The sequence below is a fragment of the Paracoccus sp. (in: a-proteobacteria) genome (assembly GCF_030604785.1).
In the GTDB taxonomy this organism is placed as follows: domain Bacteria; phylum Pseudomonadota; class Alphaproteobacteria; order Rhodobacterales; family Rhodobacteraceae; genus Paracoccus.
Map to the genome: position 1 here is coordinate 1 of NZ_JAUVVF010000017.1, position 15,022 is coordinate 15,022.

General features: G+C 67.2%; 13 protein-coding genes. 10 read left to right on the forward strand and 3 right to left on the reverse strand.

Annotated features, from left to right (window positions below):
• The 8 genes from QAR72_RS07365 to phoB all read left to right on the forward strand — a co-directional run.
• A partial coding sequence (locus tag QAR72_RS07365) for a 4Fe-4S dicluster domain-containing protein (RefSeq protein ID WP_304616769.1) occupies window positions 1-167 on the forward strand: 167 nt, incomplete at its 5' end.
• A 250-nt stretch (window positions 168-417) separates the two neighbouring features.
• The gene (gene fdhA / locus QAR72_RS07370; RefSeq protein ID WP_304616721.1) at window positions 418-1,602 is read left to right on the forward strand and encodes a formaldehyde dehydrogenase, glutathione-independent; all 1,185 of its coding nucleotides are present in this window, start codon (window positions 418-420) and stop codon (window positions 1,600-1,602) included.
• Window positions 1,603-1,935: 333 nt separating this feature from the next.
• Complete coding sequence (locus QAR72_RS07375; RefSeq protein WP_304616722.1) at window positions 1,936-2,988, forward strand: substrate-binding domain-containing protein; 1,053 nt, start codon at window positions 1,936-1,938, stop codon at window positions 2,986-2,988.
• 66 nt (window positions 2,989-3,054) lie between these two features.
• A complete protein-coding gene (pstC, locus tag QAR72_RS07380) occupies window positions 3,055-4,425 on the forward strand; it encodes a phosphate ABC transporter permease subunit PstC (protein ID WP_304616723.1) in 1,371 nt (456 codons plus the stop codon).
• Between the two features lie 8 nt (window positions 4,426-4,433).
• Window positions 4,434-5,741, forward strand: coding sequence for a phosphate ABC transporter permease PstA (gene pstA, locus QAR72_RS07385; protein WP_304616724.1), 1,308 nt, complete (start codon window positions 4,434-4,436; stop codon window positions 5,739-5,741).
• Window positions 5,742-5,762: 21 nt separating this feature from the next.
• Window positions 5,763-6,560: a phosphate ABC transporter ATP-binding protein PstB gene (gene pstB, locus QAR72_RS07390; protein ID WP_304616725.1), complete on the forward strand. Its 798-nt coding sequence runs from the start codon at window positions 5,763-5,765 to the stop codon at window positions 6,558-6,560.
• A 15-nt stretch (window positions 6,561-6,575) separates the two neighbouring features.
• On the forward strand, window positions 6,576-7,295 hold the full coding sequence (phoU, locus tag QAR72_RS07395) for a phosphate signaling complex protein PhoU (RefSeq protein ID WP_304616726.1): 720 nt from the start codon (window positions 6,576-6,578) through the stop codon (window positions 7,293-7,295).
• A 3-nt stretch (window positions 7,296-7,298) separates the two neighbouring features.
• The gene (phoB, locus tag QAR72_RS07400; protein WP_304616727.1) at window positions 7,299-7,988 is read left to right on the forward strand and encodes a phosphate regulon transcriptional regulator PhoB; all 690 of its coding nucleotides are present in this window, start codon (window positions 7,299-7,301) and stop codon (window positions 7,986-7,988) included.
• A gap of 17 nt (window positions 7,989-8,005) precedes the next feature.
• Here the strand turns inward: phoB and hpbA are convergent, their stop codons facing one another.
• On the reverse strand, window positions 8,006-10,042 hold the full coding sequence (hpbA, locus tag QAR72_RS07405) for an N-methyl-L-proline N-demethylase HpbA (RefSeq protein ID WP_304616728.1): 2,037 nt from the start codon (window positions 10,040-10,042) through the stop codon (window positions 8,006-8,008).
• A 140-nt stretch (window positions 10,043-10,182) separates the two neighbouring features.
• Here hpbA and QAR72_RS07410 point away from each other — a divergent pair, with 140 nt between their 5' ends.
• Window positions 10,183-10,824: a TetR/AcrR family transcriptional regulator gene (locus tag QAR72_RS07410; RefSeq protein WP_304616729.1), complete on the forward strand. Its 642-nt coding sequence runs from the start codon at window positions 10,183-10,185 to the stop codon at window positions 10,822-10,824.
• Window positions 10,825-10,890: 66 nt separating this feature from the next.
• Window positions 10,891-12,234: an acylphosphatase gene (locus QAR72_RS07415; protein WP_304616730.1), complete on the forward strand. Its 1,344-nt coding sequence runs from the start codon at window positions 10,891-10,893 to the stop codon at window positions 12,232-12,234.
• A 14-nt stretch (window positions 12,235-12,248) separates the two neighbouring features.
• Here QAR72_RS07415 and QAR72_RS07420 read toward each other — a convergent pair whose 3' ends face one another.
• Window positions 12,249-14,324 (reverse strand): bifunctional sugar-binding transcriptional regulator/dihydroxyacetone kinase subunit DhaK, encoded by a 2,076-nt coding sequence (locus QAR72_RS07420; protein WP_304616731.1) that lies wholly within the window; start codon window positions 14,322-14,324, stop codon window positions 12,249-12,251.
• Entirely contained in the window at window positions 14,324-14,968 is a 645-nt protein-coding gene (gene dhaL, locus QAR72_RS07425; RefSeq protein ID WP_304616732.1) for a dihydroxyacetone kinase subunit DhaL, read from the reverse strand. The genes QAR72_RS07420 and dhaL overlap by 1 nt, the downstream gene beginning before the upstream one ends.
• Window positions 14,969-15,022 lie beyond the last annotated feature (54 nt).

Here is a 15,022-nt window from a genome sequence, read left to right on the forward strand (position 1 = left end):
GCCCGGCGGGCGTCTACGAGGTGGTCGAGGATGCCGAGGGCCCGCGCTTCGTGATCAATTTCCAGAACTGCGTCCATTGCAAGACCTGCGACATCAAGGATCCCAGCCAGAACATCGTCTGGACCACACCCCAGGGCGGCGACGGCCCGAACTACCCGAACATGTGATGCAGGAGCGCGGGCATTGCAAAGAGGTGAACCCAGCTAAGCCAAGGATGAGATTTTCGGCGATTGTCAGGCAGGCCCGCCCCGCGCAGTCTTGGCGGCAGACGGGATCGCGGCCCAAGGGCTTTCGTCCCGCATCGACCCGCGACAGATCCGGCTGGGAGGGCCGCGAGGCGCGCAGGACACAGGGCCGGCTGAAGCCCCGGCCGAACCGTCTTTTCCGAATTTTCAAATGCCCAGAGGAGGAAGGCAAATGAGCACGAACAGAGGCGTCGTCTATACCGGGCCCGGCAAGGTCGAGGTCCAGGACATCGCGGATCCGAAGATGCAGGCCCCCGATGGCCGCAAGATCGAGCATGCGGTGATCCTCAAGGTCGTCTCGACCAATATCTGCGGCTCGGACCAGCACATGGTGCGGGGGCGCACCACGGCCGAGCCGGGCCTGATCCTTGGCCACGAGATCACCGGCGAGGTGATCGAGAAGGGCGCCGATGTCGAGATGCTGGAGATCGGCGACATCGTCTCGGTCCCGTTCAACGTCGCCTGCGGGCGCTGCCGCTGCTGCCGCTCGGGCGATACAGGGGTCTGCCTGACGGTGAACCCGGCCCGTGCGGGCGGGGCCTATGGCTATGTCGACATGGGCGGCTGGATCGGCGGGCAGGCGCGCTATGTCACCGTGCCCTATGCCGATTTCAACCTGCTGAAATTCCCCGATCGCGACCGCGCCATGTCGAAGATCCGCGACCTGACGATGCTGTCGGACATCCTGCCCACCGGCTTTCACGGCGCGTGGAAGGCGGGCGTGGGGGTCGGCTCGATCGTCTATGTCGCGGGGGCGGGGCCGGTCGGTCTGGCCGCCGCGGCTTCGGCGCAGATCCTTGGCGCCGCCGTCGTGATGATCGGCGACTTCAACAAGGAGCGGCTTGAGCATGCCGGCCGGATGGGCTTCGAGCCGGTCGACCTGTCCAAGGGCGACAACTTGCCCGAGATGATCGCCCAGATCACCGGCAGCCCCGAAGTGGATGCGGCCATCGACGCGGTCGGCTTCGAGGCGCGCGGCCATGCGGGCGGCGAGCAGCCCGCCATCGTGCTGAACCAGATGATGGAGATCACCCGCGCGGCGGGCCAGATCGGGATTCCCGGCCTCTATGTCACCGCCGATCCCGGCGCGGTGGATGATGCGGCCAAGGAAGGCAGCCTGTCGATGCGCTTTGGCCTCGGCTGGGCCAAGGCGCAGAGCTTCCACACGGGCCAGACACCGGTGCTGCAATATAACCGGCAATTGATGCAGGCGATCCTGCATGACCGTCTGCCCATCGCCAAGATCGTGAACGCCACGGTCATCTCGCTCGAGGATGCGTTCCAGGGCTATGAAAGCTTCGACCGGGGCGTCGCGAAGAAGTTCGTGCTGGACCCGCACGGGATGCTGGCAGCCTGATCCCGCAGCGCGCCGGCCCCGCCCGGCGCGCCCATTCGTCACCGACTGGCGCGGGCAACCGGATCGCGTCGCACAGGCCGCTCGGCATGCCCGGCGGAGGATCACGCCAAGGTGCGCGATCGATCATCCGGCGGCGCCTGAATGACACATATCGTCCGCTTTCATGGCGCAGCAGGGGCGATTCACGCCGTGTCTCCGATCCGGAGCACGGCGTTTTTCGTTCCGGGACAAAGACTTGAGCATTGTCACATAACCGTCACGAAACAGAGTTATTCCCGTTACGCATTGGCAATAGATCGTGCTGGCAATGACTGAAACCTCAGGAGTCTTCCCATGAAGGCAATCGGCTACACCACCACCGCCCTGTCGCTTCTGGCACTTTCGGCCACCGCTGCCGCGGCCCGCGACCAGATCCGCATCGTCGGTTCGTCCACCGTGTTCCCCTATACCCAGGCTGTGGCCGAGGAATTCGCGAACCAGACCGGCGCGCCGGCTCCGATCGTCGAGTCGACCGGCACGGGCGGCGGCATGCAGATCTTCTGCGCCGGCGTGGGCGAGAACACCGCCGACATCACCGGCGCCTCGCGGGCCATGACGCGCTCGGAATACGATCTCTGCGTGTCGAACGGCGTCACCGACATCACCGAGGCGCTGATCGGCTATGACGGGCTGGTCATGGCCGTCGCGCGCAGCAGCGATGCCGACTGGAACCTGACGCTGGAGCAGGTCTACCTGGCTCTGGCCGCCGAGATCGTGCAGGACGGCGCGCTGGTCGCCAACCCTTACACCAACTGGTCCGAAATCGACGAATCGCTGCCGAACGTCGCCATCACCGTGATGGGCCCGCCCCCGACCTCGGGCACCCGTGACGCCTTCGTCGAACTGGCCATGCATGCCGGCTGCGAAGAGAACGAAGCCGCGATGGAACTGGCCGCCGCTGCCGAGAAGAAATCGGACTGGGTCAAGGAAAACTGCTCGCGCATGCGCACCGACGGCCCCTTCATCGAGGCCGGCGAAAACGACAACCTGATCGTGCAGCGCCTGAACAGCGACCCGAACGCGCTTGGCATCTTCGGCTACTCGTTCCTCTACGAGAACACCGACACGCTGATCGACGTCAAGCTGAACGGCGTGGATGCCGAGATGGACACGATCGCCTCGGGTGAATACCCGCTGTCGCGCCCGCTGTATTTCTACGTCAAGGACGCGCATCGCGGCGTGATCCCGAACCTGCAGGAATTCATCGAGGAATACATGTCGGAAGAGGCGCTGTCGCCTTCGGGCTACCTGTCCGAGCGTGGCCTGGTCGCCCTGCCCGACGACGAGCGCGCCGAGCTGCAGGCCCGCGCCATCGCCGGGAACGGGGATTTCTCGGTTACCGAGTGATCCTGCCCTGATGAACGCCCGCCCCGCCCCGTGCGGGGCGGGCTCCCTTGTGTTCAAGAGGTTGCCATGACCGGATTGGCCTTCGCCCTGCTGCTCAGCGCGGGTATCGCGGGATATGTGATGAACAGGCAGGCGGCGCTGGCCCTGCGGGATGGCGGGCAGCGCCTGCATTCCCTCGGCATGTTCCACGGGCTTTACGCGCTGCTGCTGGTGATCGTGCCCGCGGTGGTCGTGACGCTTCTGTGGGTCGCGCTGCAGGGCGGCACGGTCAACTGGCTGGTCATGTCCGGCCTGCCCGCAGGCGTGATGGACGGCGTGGCCAATCCGCAGCTTGTCCTGTCCGAGATCCAGTCCCTTGCGCGCGGCCGCGTCTTCGGCACGCCCGAGCCGTGGAAGATCGAGGCCGCCGAGCGGATGGTCCGGCTGAACGCCATGTCGGGCTGGCTGCTGATCGGCGTGATCGCGGCGATGTCGCTGGCGCTGCTGGCCACGTCGCGGCGCAGCGTCGCGGCGCAGTTCCGCGCCCGCCAGGCGGTCGAGCGGATCGTGCTGGGCCTGATGATCGCCTGTTCGGTCGTCGCGATCTTCGTGACGCTCGGCATCGTCTTCTCGCTGGTCTTCGAGGCGACGCGCTTCTTTTCGATGGTGCCGCTGAGCGAGTTCCTGTTCGGCACCCGGTGGGAGCCGCAGATGCCGATCCGCGCCGACCAGATCGCGGCCGAGGGCGCGTTCGGCTGGCTGCCGGTCATCCTGGGCACGGTCGTCATCACCGCCGTCGCCATCTTCATCGCCGTGCCGGTCGGGCTGATGTCGGCGATCTATCTCAACGAATTCGCCAGCCGCCGCTTTCGCGCCGTCGCCAAGCCCGTTCTCGAGGTTCTGGCGGGCATCCCGACCGTCGTCTACGGCTTCTTCGCGATCCTGACGGTCGCCCCCGCATTGCGGGCGGCGGGGGCCGCGCTTGGCATCCCGGTCGCGCCCAATACCGCGCTGGCGGCGGGCAGCGTCATGGCGATCATGCTGATCCCGTTCATCTCGTCCTTTGCCGATGACGCGCTGTCGGCCGTGCCGCGCAGCCTGCGCGACGGCTCGATCGCGCTTGGCGCCACGCGGGCCGAAACCGTGATGAAGGTGCTGTTCCCGGCCGCCATTCCCGGCATCGTCGGCGGCATCCTTCTGGCCGTCAGCCGCGCCATCGGCGAGACGATGATCGTTCTGATGGCCGCCGGCCTGATCGCCAAGATGACGCTGAACCCGCTGGACAGCGTGACCACGGTGACGGTGCAGATCGTGACGCTGCTGATCGGCGACACGGCCTTTGACAGCCCCAAGACGCTGGCGGCCTTTGCCCTTGGCCTGATGCTGTTCGTGATCACCCTGTTCATCAACATCCTCGCGCTGCGCATCGTGCGCAAATACCGCGAACTCTACGATTGAGGCCCGCCATGACCGATCAGAACATCGAGACAGGCCTCGGGGCCGCGCCCCGGCAGGATCACGACTGGGCCTCACCCGCCTTCAAGGCCAACCTGGCGCGCCGCCGGCGCAAGGAGACCGGGCTGCGCCTGCTTGGCCTGTCGGCCATCGGGCTGGCCTTCCTGATGCTGGGCATCCTGCTCTGGACGCTGATCTCGGGCGGCACGCAGGCCTTCCGGCAGACCCATGTCACGCTGGATGTGCCTGTGCTGGCCGAACTGGTGGACCCGGCCGATCCGTCGCGCGGCAATTATCGCGCCGTGATCCAGCAGGCCATGGCCACCACCTTCCCCGACGCGCCCGAGGACCGGCTGCGGGCCCTGTCGGGCATCGTGTCGAATTCGGCCCAGTTCGTCGTGCGCGACAGGGTCGTGTCCGATCCGTCGCTGGTTGGACAGGTGGTGCAGATCCGTGTGCCGGTCGCCGACACCTATGACCAGCTGATGAAGGGCAACGTGAACGAGGCCAGCGACGAAAGCATGCGCCGCCTCAGCGACGCCGACATCGCCGCCTTCCGTGAATTGCAGGCTCAGGGACGGATCTCGACCCCGCTCAACTGGGCGCTGATCGGCAACTCGGATTCGCGATTTCCGGAACTGGCTGGTCTGAAGGGCGCGATCATCGGATCGTTCTACGCGCTTCTGGTCTGCTTCCTGATCTCGTTTCCGCTCGGCATCGGCGCCGCGATCTATCTCGAGGAATTCGCGCCGAAGAACCGGATCAGCGACATCATCGAGGTGAACATCAACAACCTGGCCGCCGTGCCCTCGGTCGTCTTCGGCCTGCTGGGTCTGGCGGTGTTCCTGAACTATCTCGGCATGCCACGTTCGGCACCCTTCGTGGGCGGCCTGGTGCTGGCGCTGATGACCCTTCCCACGATCATCATCGCCACCCGCGCTGCGCTGAAGGCCGTGCCCCCCTCGATCCGCGAGGCGGCGCTTGGCGTGGGCGCCTCCAAGCAGCAGGTGGTCTTCGGCCATGTCCTGCCGCTGGCCATGCCGGGCATCCTGACCGGCACGATCATCGGTCTGGCGCAGGCGCTTGGCGAAACCGCGCCGCTGCTGCTGATCGGCATGAACGCCTTCGTGACGGCCGCCCCGGCGACGCCCTTCGACGCCTCGACGGCACTGCCCACGCAGATCTTCATCTGGGCCGACAGCCCCGAGCGGGGCTTTGTCAGCCGCACCTCGGCTGCCATTCTGGTCCTTCTTGGTTTTCTTGTTCTGATGAACGCGATTGCCATCTATCTTCGCAACAAGTTCGAGCGCCGCTGGTAAGCCTGCGACAAGGAACCCATCATGTATGACACGACCCGAACGGAGAAAGCCGTGAGCCAGACCGTCAGCAAGATCTCGGCCCGCAAGGTGCAGGTCTATTACGGCGACAAGCACGCCATCAAGGACGTGGATGTCGAGATCCTGGACAAGACCGTGACGGCCTTCATCGGGCCGTCGGGCTGCGGGAAGTCCACCTTCCTGCGCTGCATCAACCGGATGAACGACACGATCGACATCGCCCGGATCGAGGGGCAGATCCTTCTGGACGGTCAGGACATCTACGACCGCCGCGTCGATCCGGTGCAGCTGCGCGCCCGCGTCGGCATGGTCTTCCAGAAACCGAACCCGTTCCCGAAATCGATCTATGACAACGTGGCCTACGGGCCGCGCATCCACGGCCTGGCCCGCAACAAGGCCGAGCTGGACGAGATCGTCGAGACCGCCCTGCGCGGCGCGGCCCTGTGGAACGAGGTCAAGGACCGCCTGCAGGAACCCGGCACCGGCCTGTCCGGCGGCCAGCAGCAGCGCCTGTGCATCGCCCGCGCCGTCGCCACCGCGCCCGAAGTGCTGCTGATGGACGAGCCCTGTTCGGCGCTTGACCCCATCGCCACCAGCCAGGTCGAGGAACTGATCGACCAGCTGCGCGAGAAGTTCTCGGTCGTGATCGTGACGCACTCGATGCAGCAGGCCGCCCGCGTCAGCCAGAAGACCGCCTTCTTCCATCTGGGCAACCTGGTCGAATACGGCGACACCGACGACATCTTCACCAAGCCGCGCGACAGCCGGACCGAGGCCTACATCTCGGGCCGGATCGGCTGATCGAAAGGACGCGACATGAACCGCGACAAGCATATCTCCTCGGCTTTCGACCGCGATCTGGAGACGATCCAGGCGATGGTGGTCAAGATGGGCGGCATGGTCGAGGCCGCGATCACCGACGCGGCCACCGCGCTGGACACCCGCGACGAGGAACTGGCCGAAGAGGTCCGGCGCCGCGACAAGGCCATCGACGCGCTTGAGGCACAGATCAACGAGGATGCCGCACGGCTGATCGCGCTGCGCGCTCCCACCGCGACCGACCTGCGCATGGTGCTGGCGGTGATGAAGATCGCCGCCTCGCTGGAACGCGTGGGCGATTACGCCAAGAACATGGCCAAGCGCACCGAGGTCCTGTCGCAGATGCCCGCGATCAACGGCTCGGGCATGGCGCTGCGCCGGATGAGCCAGGCTGTCAACAAGATGCTTCAGGACGCGCTGGACAGCTATATCCGCCGCGACGCCGATCTTGCCCATGACGTGCGCCAGCGCGATCTGGAGATCGACCAGATGTATAATGCGCTGTTCCGCGAATTCCTGACGCACATGATGGAAGACCCGCGCAACATAACGCCATGCATGCATCTGCATTTCATCGCGAAGAACGTCGAGCGGATGGGCGATCACGCGACTTCGATCGCCGAGCAGGTCGTCTATCTGGTCACCGGCGAACTGCCCGACGAGGCGCGCCCGAAAAGCAGCAGCGTGCCGCTGGTCGCGCCCTTGAGCGAGGGCTGATCCATGACGCGTCAGGCCCCTTGCGTCCTGGTCGTCGAGGATGAGGGCGCGCAGCGCGAGGTCCTGCACTACAACCTCGAGGCCGAGGGCTTCGATGTCGTGATGGCCGACAATGGCGAGGATGCCCTGCTTCTGGTGGCCGAGGAACAGCCCGACCTGATTGTGCTGGACTGGATGCTGCCCAAGGTGTCCGGGATCGAGGTCTGCCGCCAGGTCAAGGCCGATCCCGCCACCCGCCACATCCCGATCATCATGCTGTCGGCCCGCAGCGAAGAGGTCGACCGCGTGCGCGGCCTTGAAACCGGCGCCGACGATTATGTGGTCAAGCCCTATTCCGTGGTCGAATTGCTGGCGCGTCTGCGCACGCAGCTGCGCCGCACCCGCCCGGCCACGATGGGCGAGCGGCTGTCTTTTTCGGACATCATCCTCGATTCCGCCGAGCACCGCGTCTTTCGTGCCGGCCAGCCGCTGCATTTGGGCCCAACCGAGTTCAGGCTGCTGTCCACGCTGATGGAAAAGCCGGGCCGTGTCTGGTCGCGCGAACAGCTTCTGGACCGGGTCTGGGGGCGCGACATCTATGTGGATACGCGCACGATCGACGTTCATATCGGCCGCCTGCGCAAGGCGCTGATGCGCAATGGCGGCGACGATCCGCTGCGGACCGTTCGCGGGGTCGGATACTCTCTGGGGTAGGGGCGCCGGGGCGGGGACTAAAGGTCCTTGACCAGACGCAGCGCGTCGTAGATCGCGGCATGCGTGTTTCGTGCCGCGACCGCGTCTCCGATGCGAAACAGGCGAAAGCCGCCATCCGGACCGCCCGCGCCGGGCTGGGGCGCGCCCGTGGTCAGGGCCGCGTAATCGACCTCGCCACGGTTCGACGACAGGGGCTTCAGCGCGAAATACAGATCGTCCAGCGGGCGCGTTCCGTGATTGACCACGACCTGATCCACGATCCTGTCGCGGGTCATGTCGCCGTAATCGCTTCCAAGCGTCGCCCGCAGCAGGTTGCCGTCCGCCCGCACCGAGATCAGCCGCCAGGTGACGGTGAAGACCGCGTCGCGCCGTTGCAGGCTGCGCATGTAGGGGACGAGGTTCATCGCCATCACCTCGGGGGCAAAGGCGCGATCCGGGGTCACGATCTCGACCCGCGCGCCGCTTGCGGCGATCAGGTCGGCGGCTTGAAGCCCCGCATGGTCGCCCGCATCGTCATGGACCAGCACGTTCCGCCCCGGCGCCACGTCGCCCGCCAGGATATCCCAGGCCGAGCAGACCAGATCGTTGCCGCTGGCCAGCACCTCGACATGGGGCAGTCCGCCCGTTGCGATGATCACCTCGTCGGGTTGGGTGGCCAGCACGTCCCCGGCCTCGGCCAGCGTGTTGAAGCGGAAGGTCACGCCGCGCTTTTCGCATTGCGCCATGCGCCAGTCGATGATCGAGATCATCTCGCGCCGTCGATCCTGCAACGCGGTCAGGCGGATCTGGCCGCCGGGCCGGTCGGCAGCTTCGAGGACGGTCACGACATGGCCGCGTTCGGCGGCGACGCGTGCCGCCTCCAGCCCGGCCGGACCGGCGCCGACGATGGTGATGCGCCGGGGCGCCGGGGCAGGAGGGACGATATGGGGCATCGTCTCCTCGCGCCCTGTCGCGGCGTTGTGCAGGCAGAACGCCATCCCGCCCTGATAGATGCGGTCCAGGCAGTAGTTCGCGCCCACGCAGGGGCGGATGTCGTCCTCGCGCCCCTCGATCACCTTGCGGACCAGATGCGGATCGGCCATATGCGCCCGCGTCATCCCTACCATGTCCAGCAGCCCCGCGGCGATGGCGTGGCGGGCCGTCGCCACATCGGGGATCTTGGCGGCATGGAAGGTCGGGAAATCGGTCGCGCGGCGGATCGAACCGGCGAATTCCAGGTGCGGCGCATTGCGCATCCCCTGCACCGGGATCACGTCGGTCAGACCGGCATCCGTGTCGATATGGCCCCGGACCACGTTCAGGAAATCCACCAGCCCGCTATCCTTCAGCCGTTGCGAGATGGCCAGCCCGTCCTGGGCCGAGATCCCGCCAGGCAGCCCCTCATCGCCGGTATAGCGGATGCCCACGATGAAATCCTTGCCGCAGCGGTCGCGGATGCCCTGCAGGATGTCGAAGGTGAAGCGCAGCCGGTTGTCCAGCGTGCCGCCGTAATCGCCGTCAAGATCGTTCGTCAGCGGCGACCAGAACTGATCGATGAGATGGCCATAGGCCTGCAGCTCGATCCCGTCCAGCCCGGCCGCCTGCATCCGTTCGGCCGCATCCACATAATCGCCGATGATCCGGGCGATGTCCCAATCCTCCAGCTTCTTGGGAAAGGACCGGTGCGCCGCCTCGCGCGCATGGCCGGGCGAGACAACGGGCAGCCAGTCGGCCTTGTCCCACCGCGTCCGTCGGCCCAGATGGGTCAGCTGGATCATCACTGCGCAGCCATGATCGTGGCATTCGTCGGTCAGCCGCTTCATCCAGCCGACCACCTCGTCCTTCCAGGCGAGGATGTTGTTGAAGACCGGCGGGCTGTCGCGCGAGACCGAGGCCGATCCCGCCGTCATCGTCAGCGCCACGCCCGCCCGCGCGCGTTCGACATGATAGGCGCGATAGCGGTCCTTGGGCATCCCGTCCTCGGGATAGGCGGGCTCGTGGCTGCTGATCATGATCCGGTTGCGCAACGTCAGATGCTTGAGCCGGAAGGGCTGAAGAAGAGGATCGTTCGACATCATGGGGCCTGTCTGGCGGATGGTCTTCCGGCCGATCCTGTGGCGAATGTTCACACCTGTCAAGTTAACGTTCATCGTTGAACGCCCGGCATCGCCGCAAAGCGCTTGCCCGTCCGGGCGCATCCCCCTAGCAAGAGGGCATGACACAGGCGGATGCAGCGGAAACCGGCTGGCGCGGATCGCGCGAAGGCTGGCTCGAGGCGGGCTACAGGGCCCTGATCGAGGGCGGCGTCGATGCGGTCAGGATCCTGCCCTTGGCGCGGCAGCTGAAAGTGTCGCGCACCAGCTTCTACTGGTTCTTCGACGACCGCGAGGCCCTTCTGGCCGCGCTGCTGGCCGGGTGGGAGGATCGGACGACCGCGCCCCTGATCGCCGCGACCAAGCAATATGCAGAATCCATGACCGAGGCGATGCTGAACGTGCTGGCCTGCTTCCTCGCGCCGGACATGTTCGATTCCCGCCTGGAATTCGCGGTCCGCAGCTGGGCGCTGCAGGATGCGGCCGTCGCGGCGCGGGTCGAGGCCGCGGATGAACAACGGCTGGCCGCCTTGGCCCGGATGATGACGCTCTGGGGCCATTCCGCACCCGAGGCCGATATCCGCGCGCGGACCGTCTATCTTGTCCAGATCGGCTATATCTCGATGCAGGCCGTCGAGGATATCGACACCCGGCTGGCCCGGATCTCGATCTACGTCAAGATCTACACGGGCCAGGAGCCAGGGCCCCGCGAACTCGCGCGTTTCGAGGCCGGTATCCGTCGCGCCCATGACCAGAGACGCTGAAGGCCTTGCCACCTTGCCGCGGATGCCGCACAGATCGGCACGATGAACAGATCGAAGGCAGCCGACGTGGACAGACCCAGCAACACCCTTCCGGCCTTCACGGGACAGGTCCAGCCCTTCAGACTGCCCGAGAACTTTCTGCCCTACACGTCCAATGTCCACCGTTCGCTCTTGCGGCGCGCCTGCTATCAGCGCGGCCTCGCGGTGCGCGTGATCGAGGGTGATGACGAACGCTGGATCGCGTCCAGCGCCACGCGCTCGGTCCGCTTCTACCGCAACATGCCGCCCAGCACGACCCAAGCCGCGCTGCGGATCGCCTATAACAAGCACCTGACGAAATCGCGTCTGGATCAGGCCGGGATTCCTGTTCCGGCCGGAATTGTGATCGCTTCGGACGAGACGGCCAAGGCGGCCGAATGGTATGACGCGCAGGGGGGGCGGCCGGTCGTGGTCAAGCCCGTCTCGGGATATGGCGGGCGCGGCGTCTCCAGCGGCATCGCCGACAAGGCCGATTTTCTGGACGCGATCAGGCATGCCGGCAGCGACAGGGTGATCGTCGAGACCCATGTCAGCGGCGCGGATCACCGGCTGTTCGTGGTCGGGGGCCGGTTCGTCGCGGCGGTCAGGCGCCATCCCGCCACGGTGGTGGGCGACGGCCAAAGCAGCATCGAGGAACTGGTCGAGGCCCGCAACCGGGTCCGCAGGAAGCTGCCCTATATCCGCGACAGCCTGGTCAAATTCGACGACCAGACGGCGCATCTTCTTGCGCTGGCGGGCCTGGACCGGACCAGCATCCCCGCAAAGGGCGAGGCGATCACGCTGAAGCGCGTGGCCAATGTCAGCATGGGTGGCGACAGCGAGGACGTGACCGAGATGGTGCATCCGGACTTTCGCGCGATTGCCGAGCGATGCTGGCGCGCGATCCCGGAACTGACCTTCTGCGGCATCGACATGATGGCCGAGGACATCACCCGCCCCGCCAGCGGCCAGTCCCACGGCGTGATCGAGATCAACCCGAATTGCGACCTTGCGGTGCATCTGTTCACGACGCTGGATCGCGGCGGCCTTCCGGTGGATGTCGCGGGCGCGGTGATCGACTACATCTTCCCGGACCTGCCCGCCCCCGAGGCCGCGACAGAGGAATTCCTGATCAGCGGCCTTGTTCAGGGCGTGGGCTTCCGCGCCTGGCTGCGGGGCGAGGCCGCGCTGCTGGGCGTTTCGGGGGAATGCATGAACCTGCCGGATGGCCGGGTCCGCGCCGTCGTGCAGGGCAGCCGGACGGCGCTGGACGAGCTTGCCACCCGCTGCGCGATCGGCCCCAAGAACGCGCAGCCGACCTATGTGGACCGCGCCCCGCATCCGGCGATCAGCGGGCATGGCATGACCATCGTCGCCGCACCGCGCGGCTGACCGAGGTTCGGGGCTCAGCCCGGCTGGTGGCGCCAGGCGAAGCCGTCGCAGGGATCGTCCAGAAGCTCGGCCAGCTGGTCGTCGAGAACCATCAGCGTGATCGAGGCCCCGACCATGTCCAGCGACGTGCAGTAATGCCCGACCAGCGACATCTCGACCGCGATGCCGCGCGCCGCGAGGCGCTGGCCCAGGCGGCGGCGCAGCACGAACAATTCCAGCCCCGGCGTGCCGCCGAGTGAATTGACCAGAACCGCCACGCGCCTTGCCTCGGGCGGCAGTTCGGCGAAAAGACGGTCGCAGATCTGGTCCACGATTCCGTCGGCATCGCGCATCGGATCGCGGCGCACGCCCGGCTCGCCATGAACGCCCACGCCGAATTCCACGAAATCGGGCGCCAGATGAAACGATGGGCGCCTTGTATCCGGGATTGAACAGGGCTCCAGCGCAACCCCGACCGTCAGGCAGGCATCGTTGGCCTTGCGCGCCAGCCGCTCGCATTCGGCCAGCGGCAACATGCGCGCGCAGGCCGCACCCGCGATCTTGAAGACGAACACGTTGCCCGCCGTGCCCCGGCGCGACTGGCGATCCTCGGGCCCGGCCGAGGCGATGTCGTCCGTCGTCACGACGGTGCGTGTCTCGATCCCCTCGGCGGCCGCCAGTTCGGCGGCCATGTCGAAATTCATCACGTCGCCGGTGTAATTGCCGTAGATATACAGCACGCCCGCCCCGCGATCGGCAGCTTTCGTGCAAGTCAGGATGCGATCCGGCGGGGGCGAGGCAAAGACGTTGCCGATGGCGACCGCATCGGCCAGACCCTCGCCCACGAAGCCCAGAAAACAGGGCTCGTGCCCGGCTCCGCCGCCAATGACTAGACCGACCTTGCTTTGCCGCGACCCGCCCGGTCGGGCGAGCGCGCGCAGATTGCCGCCGATAGGGGCAAGATGACGCGGATGGGCCATCAACGCCCCTTCCAGCGCCTCGTTCACCGCATCACGGGCGGCGTTGATGAACTTCTTGACCTCGTTGCGGACAGGCAGGGCCTCGACCGGCGGGCCGTTCCGGCCTTGGGCGGCGCCTCGCCGCGAACCGTAGGTCAGGCTGTCGGGGTCGATCCCGGCGGCGCGCAGGACGGCCTCGGCTGTGTCGGCATCCGTCACGAGGGCGCCGGCATAGCCGCCGCGCAGCGCCGCGAGAATGGGCGCGACCTTGTCGGGTCCGCCCGCCACCAGAACCCGCGTGGGCACATTGCGCAGCTGTTCAAGGCCCATGCCGACGGTGCGGTCGTCCAGCGGCCCGGCCACCGGATCGCCCGCCGCATCGATGAACCTTCCCGCCAGCGAGCCGACCGCCGCCGCGTAATCACCCCGGCGCATGGCTTCAGGATCCAGAAATCCGCTGACATGCAGGGTCGAGCTGGGCCGCAGCGAAGACACGCCGAACAGCACCCGGTTCACACGCGCCAGATGGGCCATCTGCTCGGCGATGACCGGCTCTGACAGCATCATCTCCCGCGCCGCCGCCGAGGACAGGATCGCGGGCGCCGAGATCGGCACTACCCGCGCGCCCAGCTGATCGGCCAGGCGCGTGGTGCAGGCCTCCGGCGTATAGGGAATGGCGGCGGTGGTTCCTCCGGTCGCCTGAACCACGGTCAGGTCGGGGATGCGCGCCGGCGCCATGGCCCCCGCCAGGGCCAGCATCGTGCGCCCCCATGTGATCGCCACCACATCGCCCGGACGCAGCAGCGCCGCCGCCACCTGCGCCCCGGCCGCGCCCAGCCGGTCGATCAGCGGACGCGGGCCGCCCTCGGCTGGAATGACGTAGCAATCGTCCAGACCGAAATGCTCCTCGATCGCGCGGGCGACGGTCAGGCCGCGCAGGCTGTCCGTCGCAATCGCGATCCGCACGATGCCCCGCGCGCGGGCATCGGCCAGATAGGCGTTGATCGTCGGGCGCGAGGTCCCCATCGCATCGGCGATCTCGCCCTGGGTCAGCCCTTCCTCGTAATAGAGCCAGCTTGCCCAAAGCAGCGGATCGTCCCCGAAGCGTAGCGGCGGGCGGCGGCGTTCGGCAAGGGCGGGGCGGCGGCCCATCACGCATCATCCCGCGCAAGATCGGCCAGAACGCGCACCAGCAGCGCCGCCGAGGCCGCGCCGGGATCCACATGCCCAAGCGTGCGATCCGCCAGCCGCGCCGCCCGGCCCCGTGCGGCGACCATCGTCGCGGTGGCCTCCATGCCGCGCGACGCGGCAAGCGACGCGGCTTCGGCGATGGCCGGCTCGTCCTCGCCCATCTGGGCTGCGCGCGCGGCGGCCTGTGCCGCCGGGGCCCATGCGTCCAGCATCGTCTTGTCGCCGGGCACGGCACGGCCGCGCTGCGCGATGCCCTCGGCCAAAGCCTCCAGCAGGCGGTGCAGATCGCGCCGGGGCAGCGGCCCCTCGGCCAAGGCGCGGGCGGCCGACAGGAAGCCCGACGCATAAAGCGGACCGACCGAGGCCCCGACCTCGGCCAGAAAGGCCTGCGCCGCCTCGCGCAGCACCGCATCGGGCGGCAGATCGGCAGCCCCCACCGTCCGCAGGCGCTGCGTCACGGCCAGAAAGCCGTTGGCCATCGAGGTGCCGTGATCGCCATCCCCGACCTGACCGTCCAGCGTGCACAGATGGACCCGCGCATCCTCCAGCCGTTCGGCGGCCAGACGGAAGAACGCGATCAGGTAGGCCGTGTCGATCATCTTCATGCACCCATCTGGCCCGACGACCCGCCGCTGCGCAAGGGCCGCGGCGCAAGCGCG

Excerpts from the sequence above, each read along its gene's own strand:
- QAR72_RS07375 (WP_304616722.1), top strand. The coding sequence starts at position 1,936 with ATGAAGGCAATCGGCTACACCACCACCGCCCTGTCGCTTCTGGCACTT.
- pstA (WP_304616724.1), top strand. The coding sequence starts at position 4,434 with ATGACCGATCAGAACATCGAGACAGGCCTCGGGGCCGCGCCCCGGCAG.
- dhaL (WP_304616732.1), bottom strand. The coding sequence starts at position 14,968 with ATGAAGATGATCGACACGGCCTACCTGATCGCGTTCTTCCGTCTGGCC.
- fdhA (WP_304616721.1), top strand. The coding sequence starts at position 418 with ATGAGCACGAACAGAGGCGTCGTCTATACCGGGCCCGGCAAGGTCGAG.
- QAR72_RS07420 (WP_304616731.1), bottom strand. The coding sequence starts at position 14,324 with ATGGGCCGCCGCCCCGCCCTTGCCGAACGCCGCCGCCCGCCGCTACGC.
- QAR72_RS07410 (WP_304616729.1), top strand. The coding sequence starts at position 10,183 with ATGACACAGGCGGATGCAGCGGAAACCGGCTGGCGCGGATCGCGCGAA.
- phoU (WP_304616726.1), top strand. The coding sequence starts at position 6,576 with ATGAACCGCGACAAGCATATCTCCTCGGCTTTCGACCGCGATCTGGAG.
- pstC (WP_304616723.1), top strand. The coding sequence starts at position 3,055 with ATGACCGGATTGGCCTTCGCCCTGCTGCTCAGCGCGGGTATCGCGGGA.
- hpbA (WP_304616728.1), bottom strand. The coding sequence starts at position 10,042 with ATGTCGAACGATCCTCTTCTTCAGCCCTTCCGGCTCAAGCATCTGACG.
- phoB (WP_304616727.1), top strand. The coding sequence starts at position 7,299 with ATGACGCGTCAGGCCCCTTGCGTCCTGGTCGTCGAGGATGAGGGCGCG.
- pstB (WP_304616725.1), top strand. The coding sequence starts at position 5,763 with ATGTATGACACGACCCGAACGGAGAAAGCCGTGAGCCAGACCGTCAGC.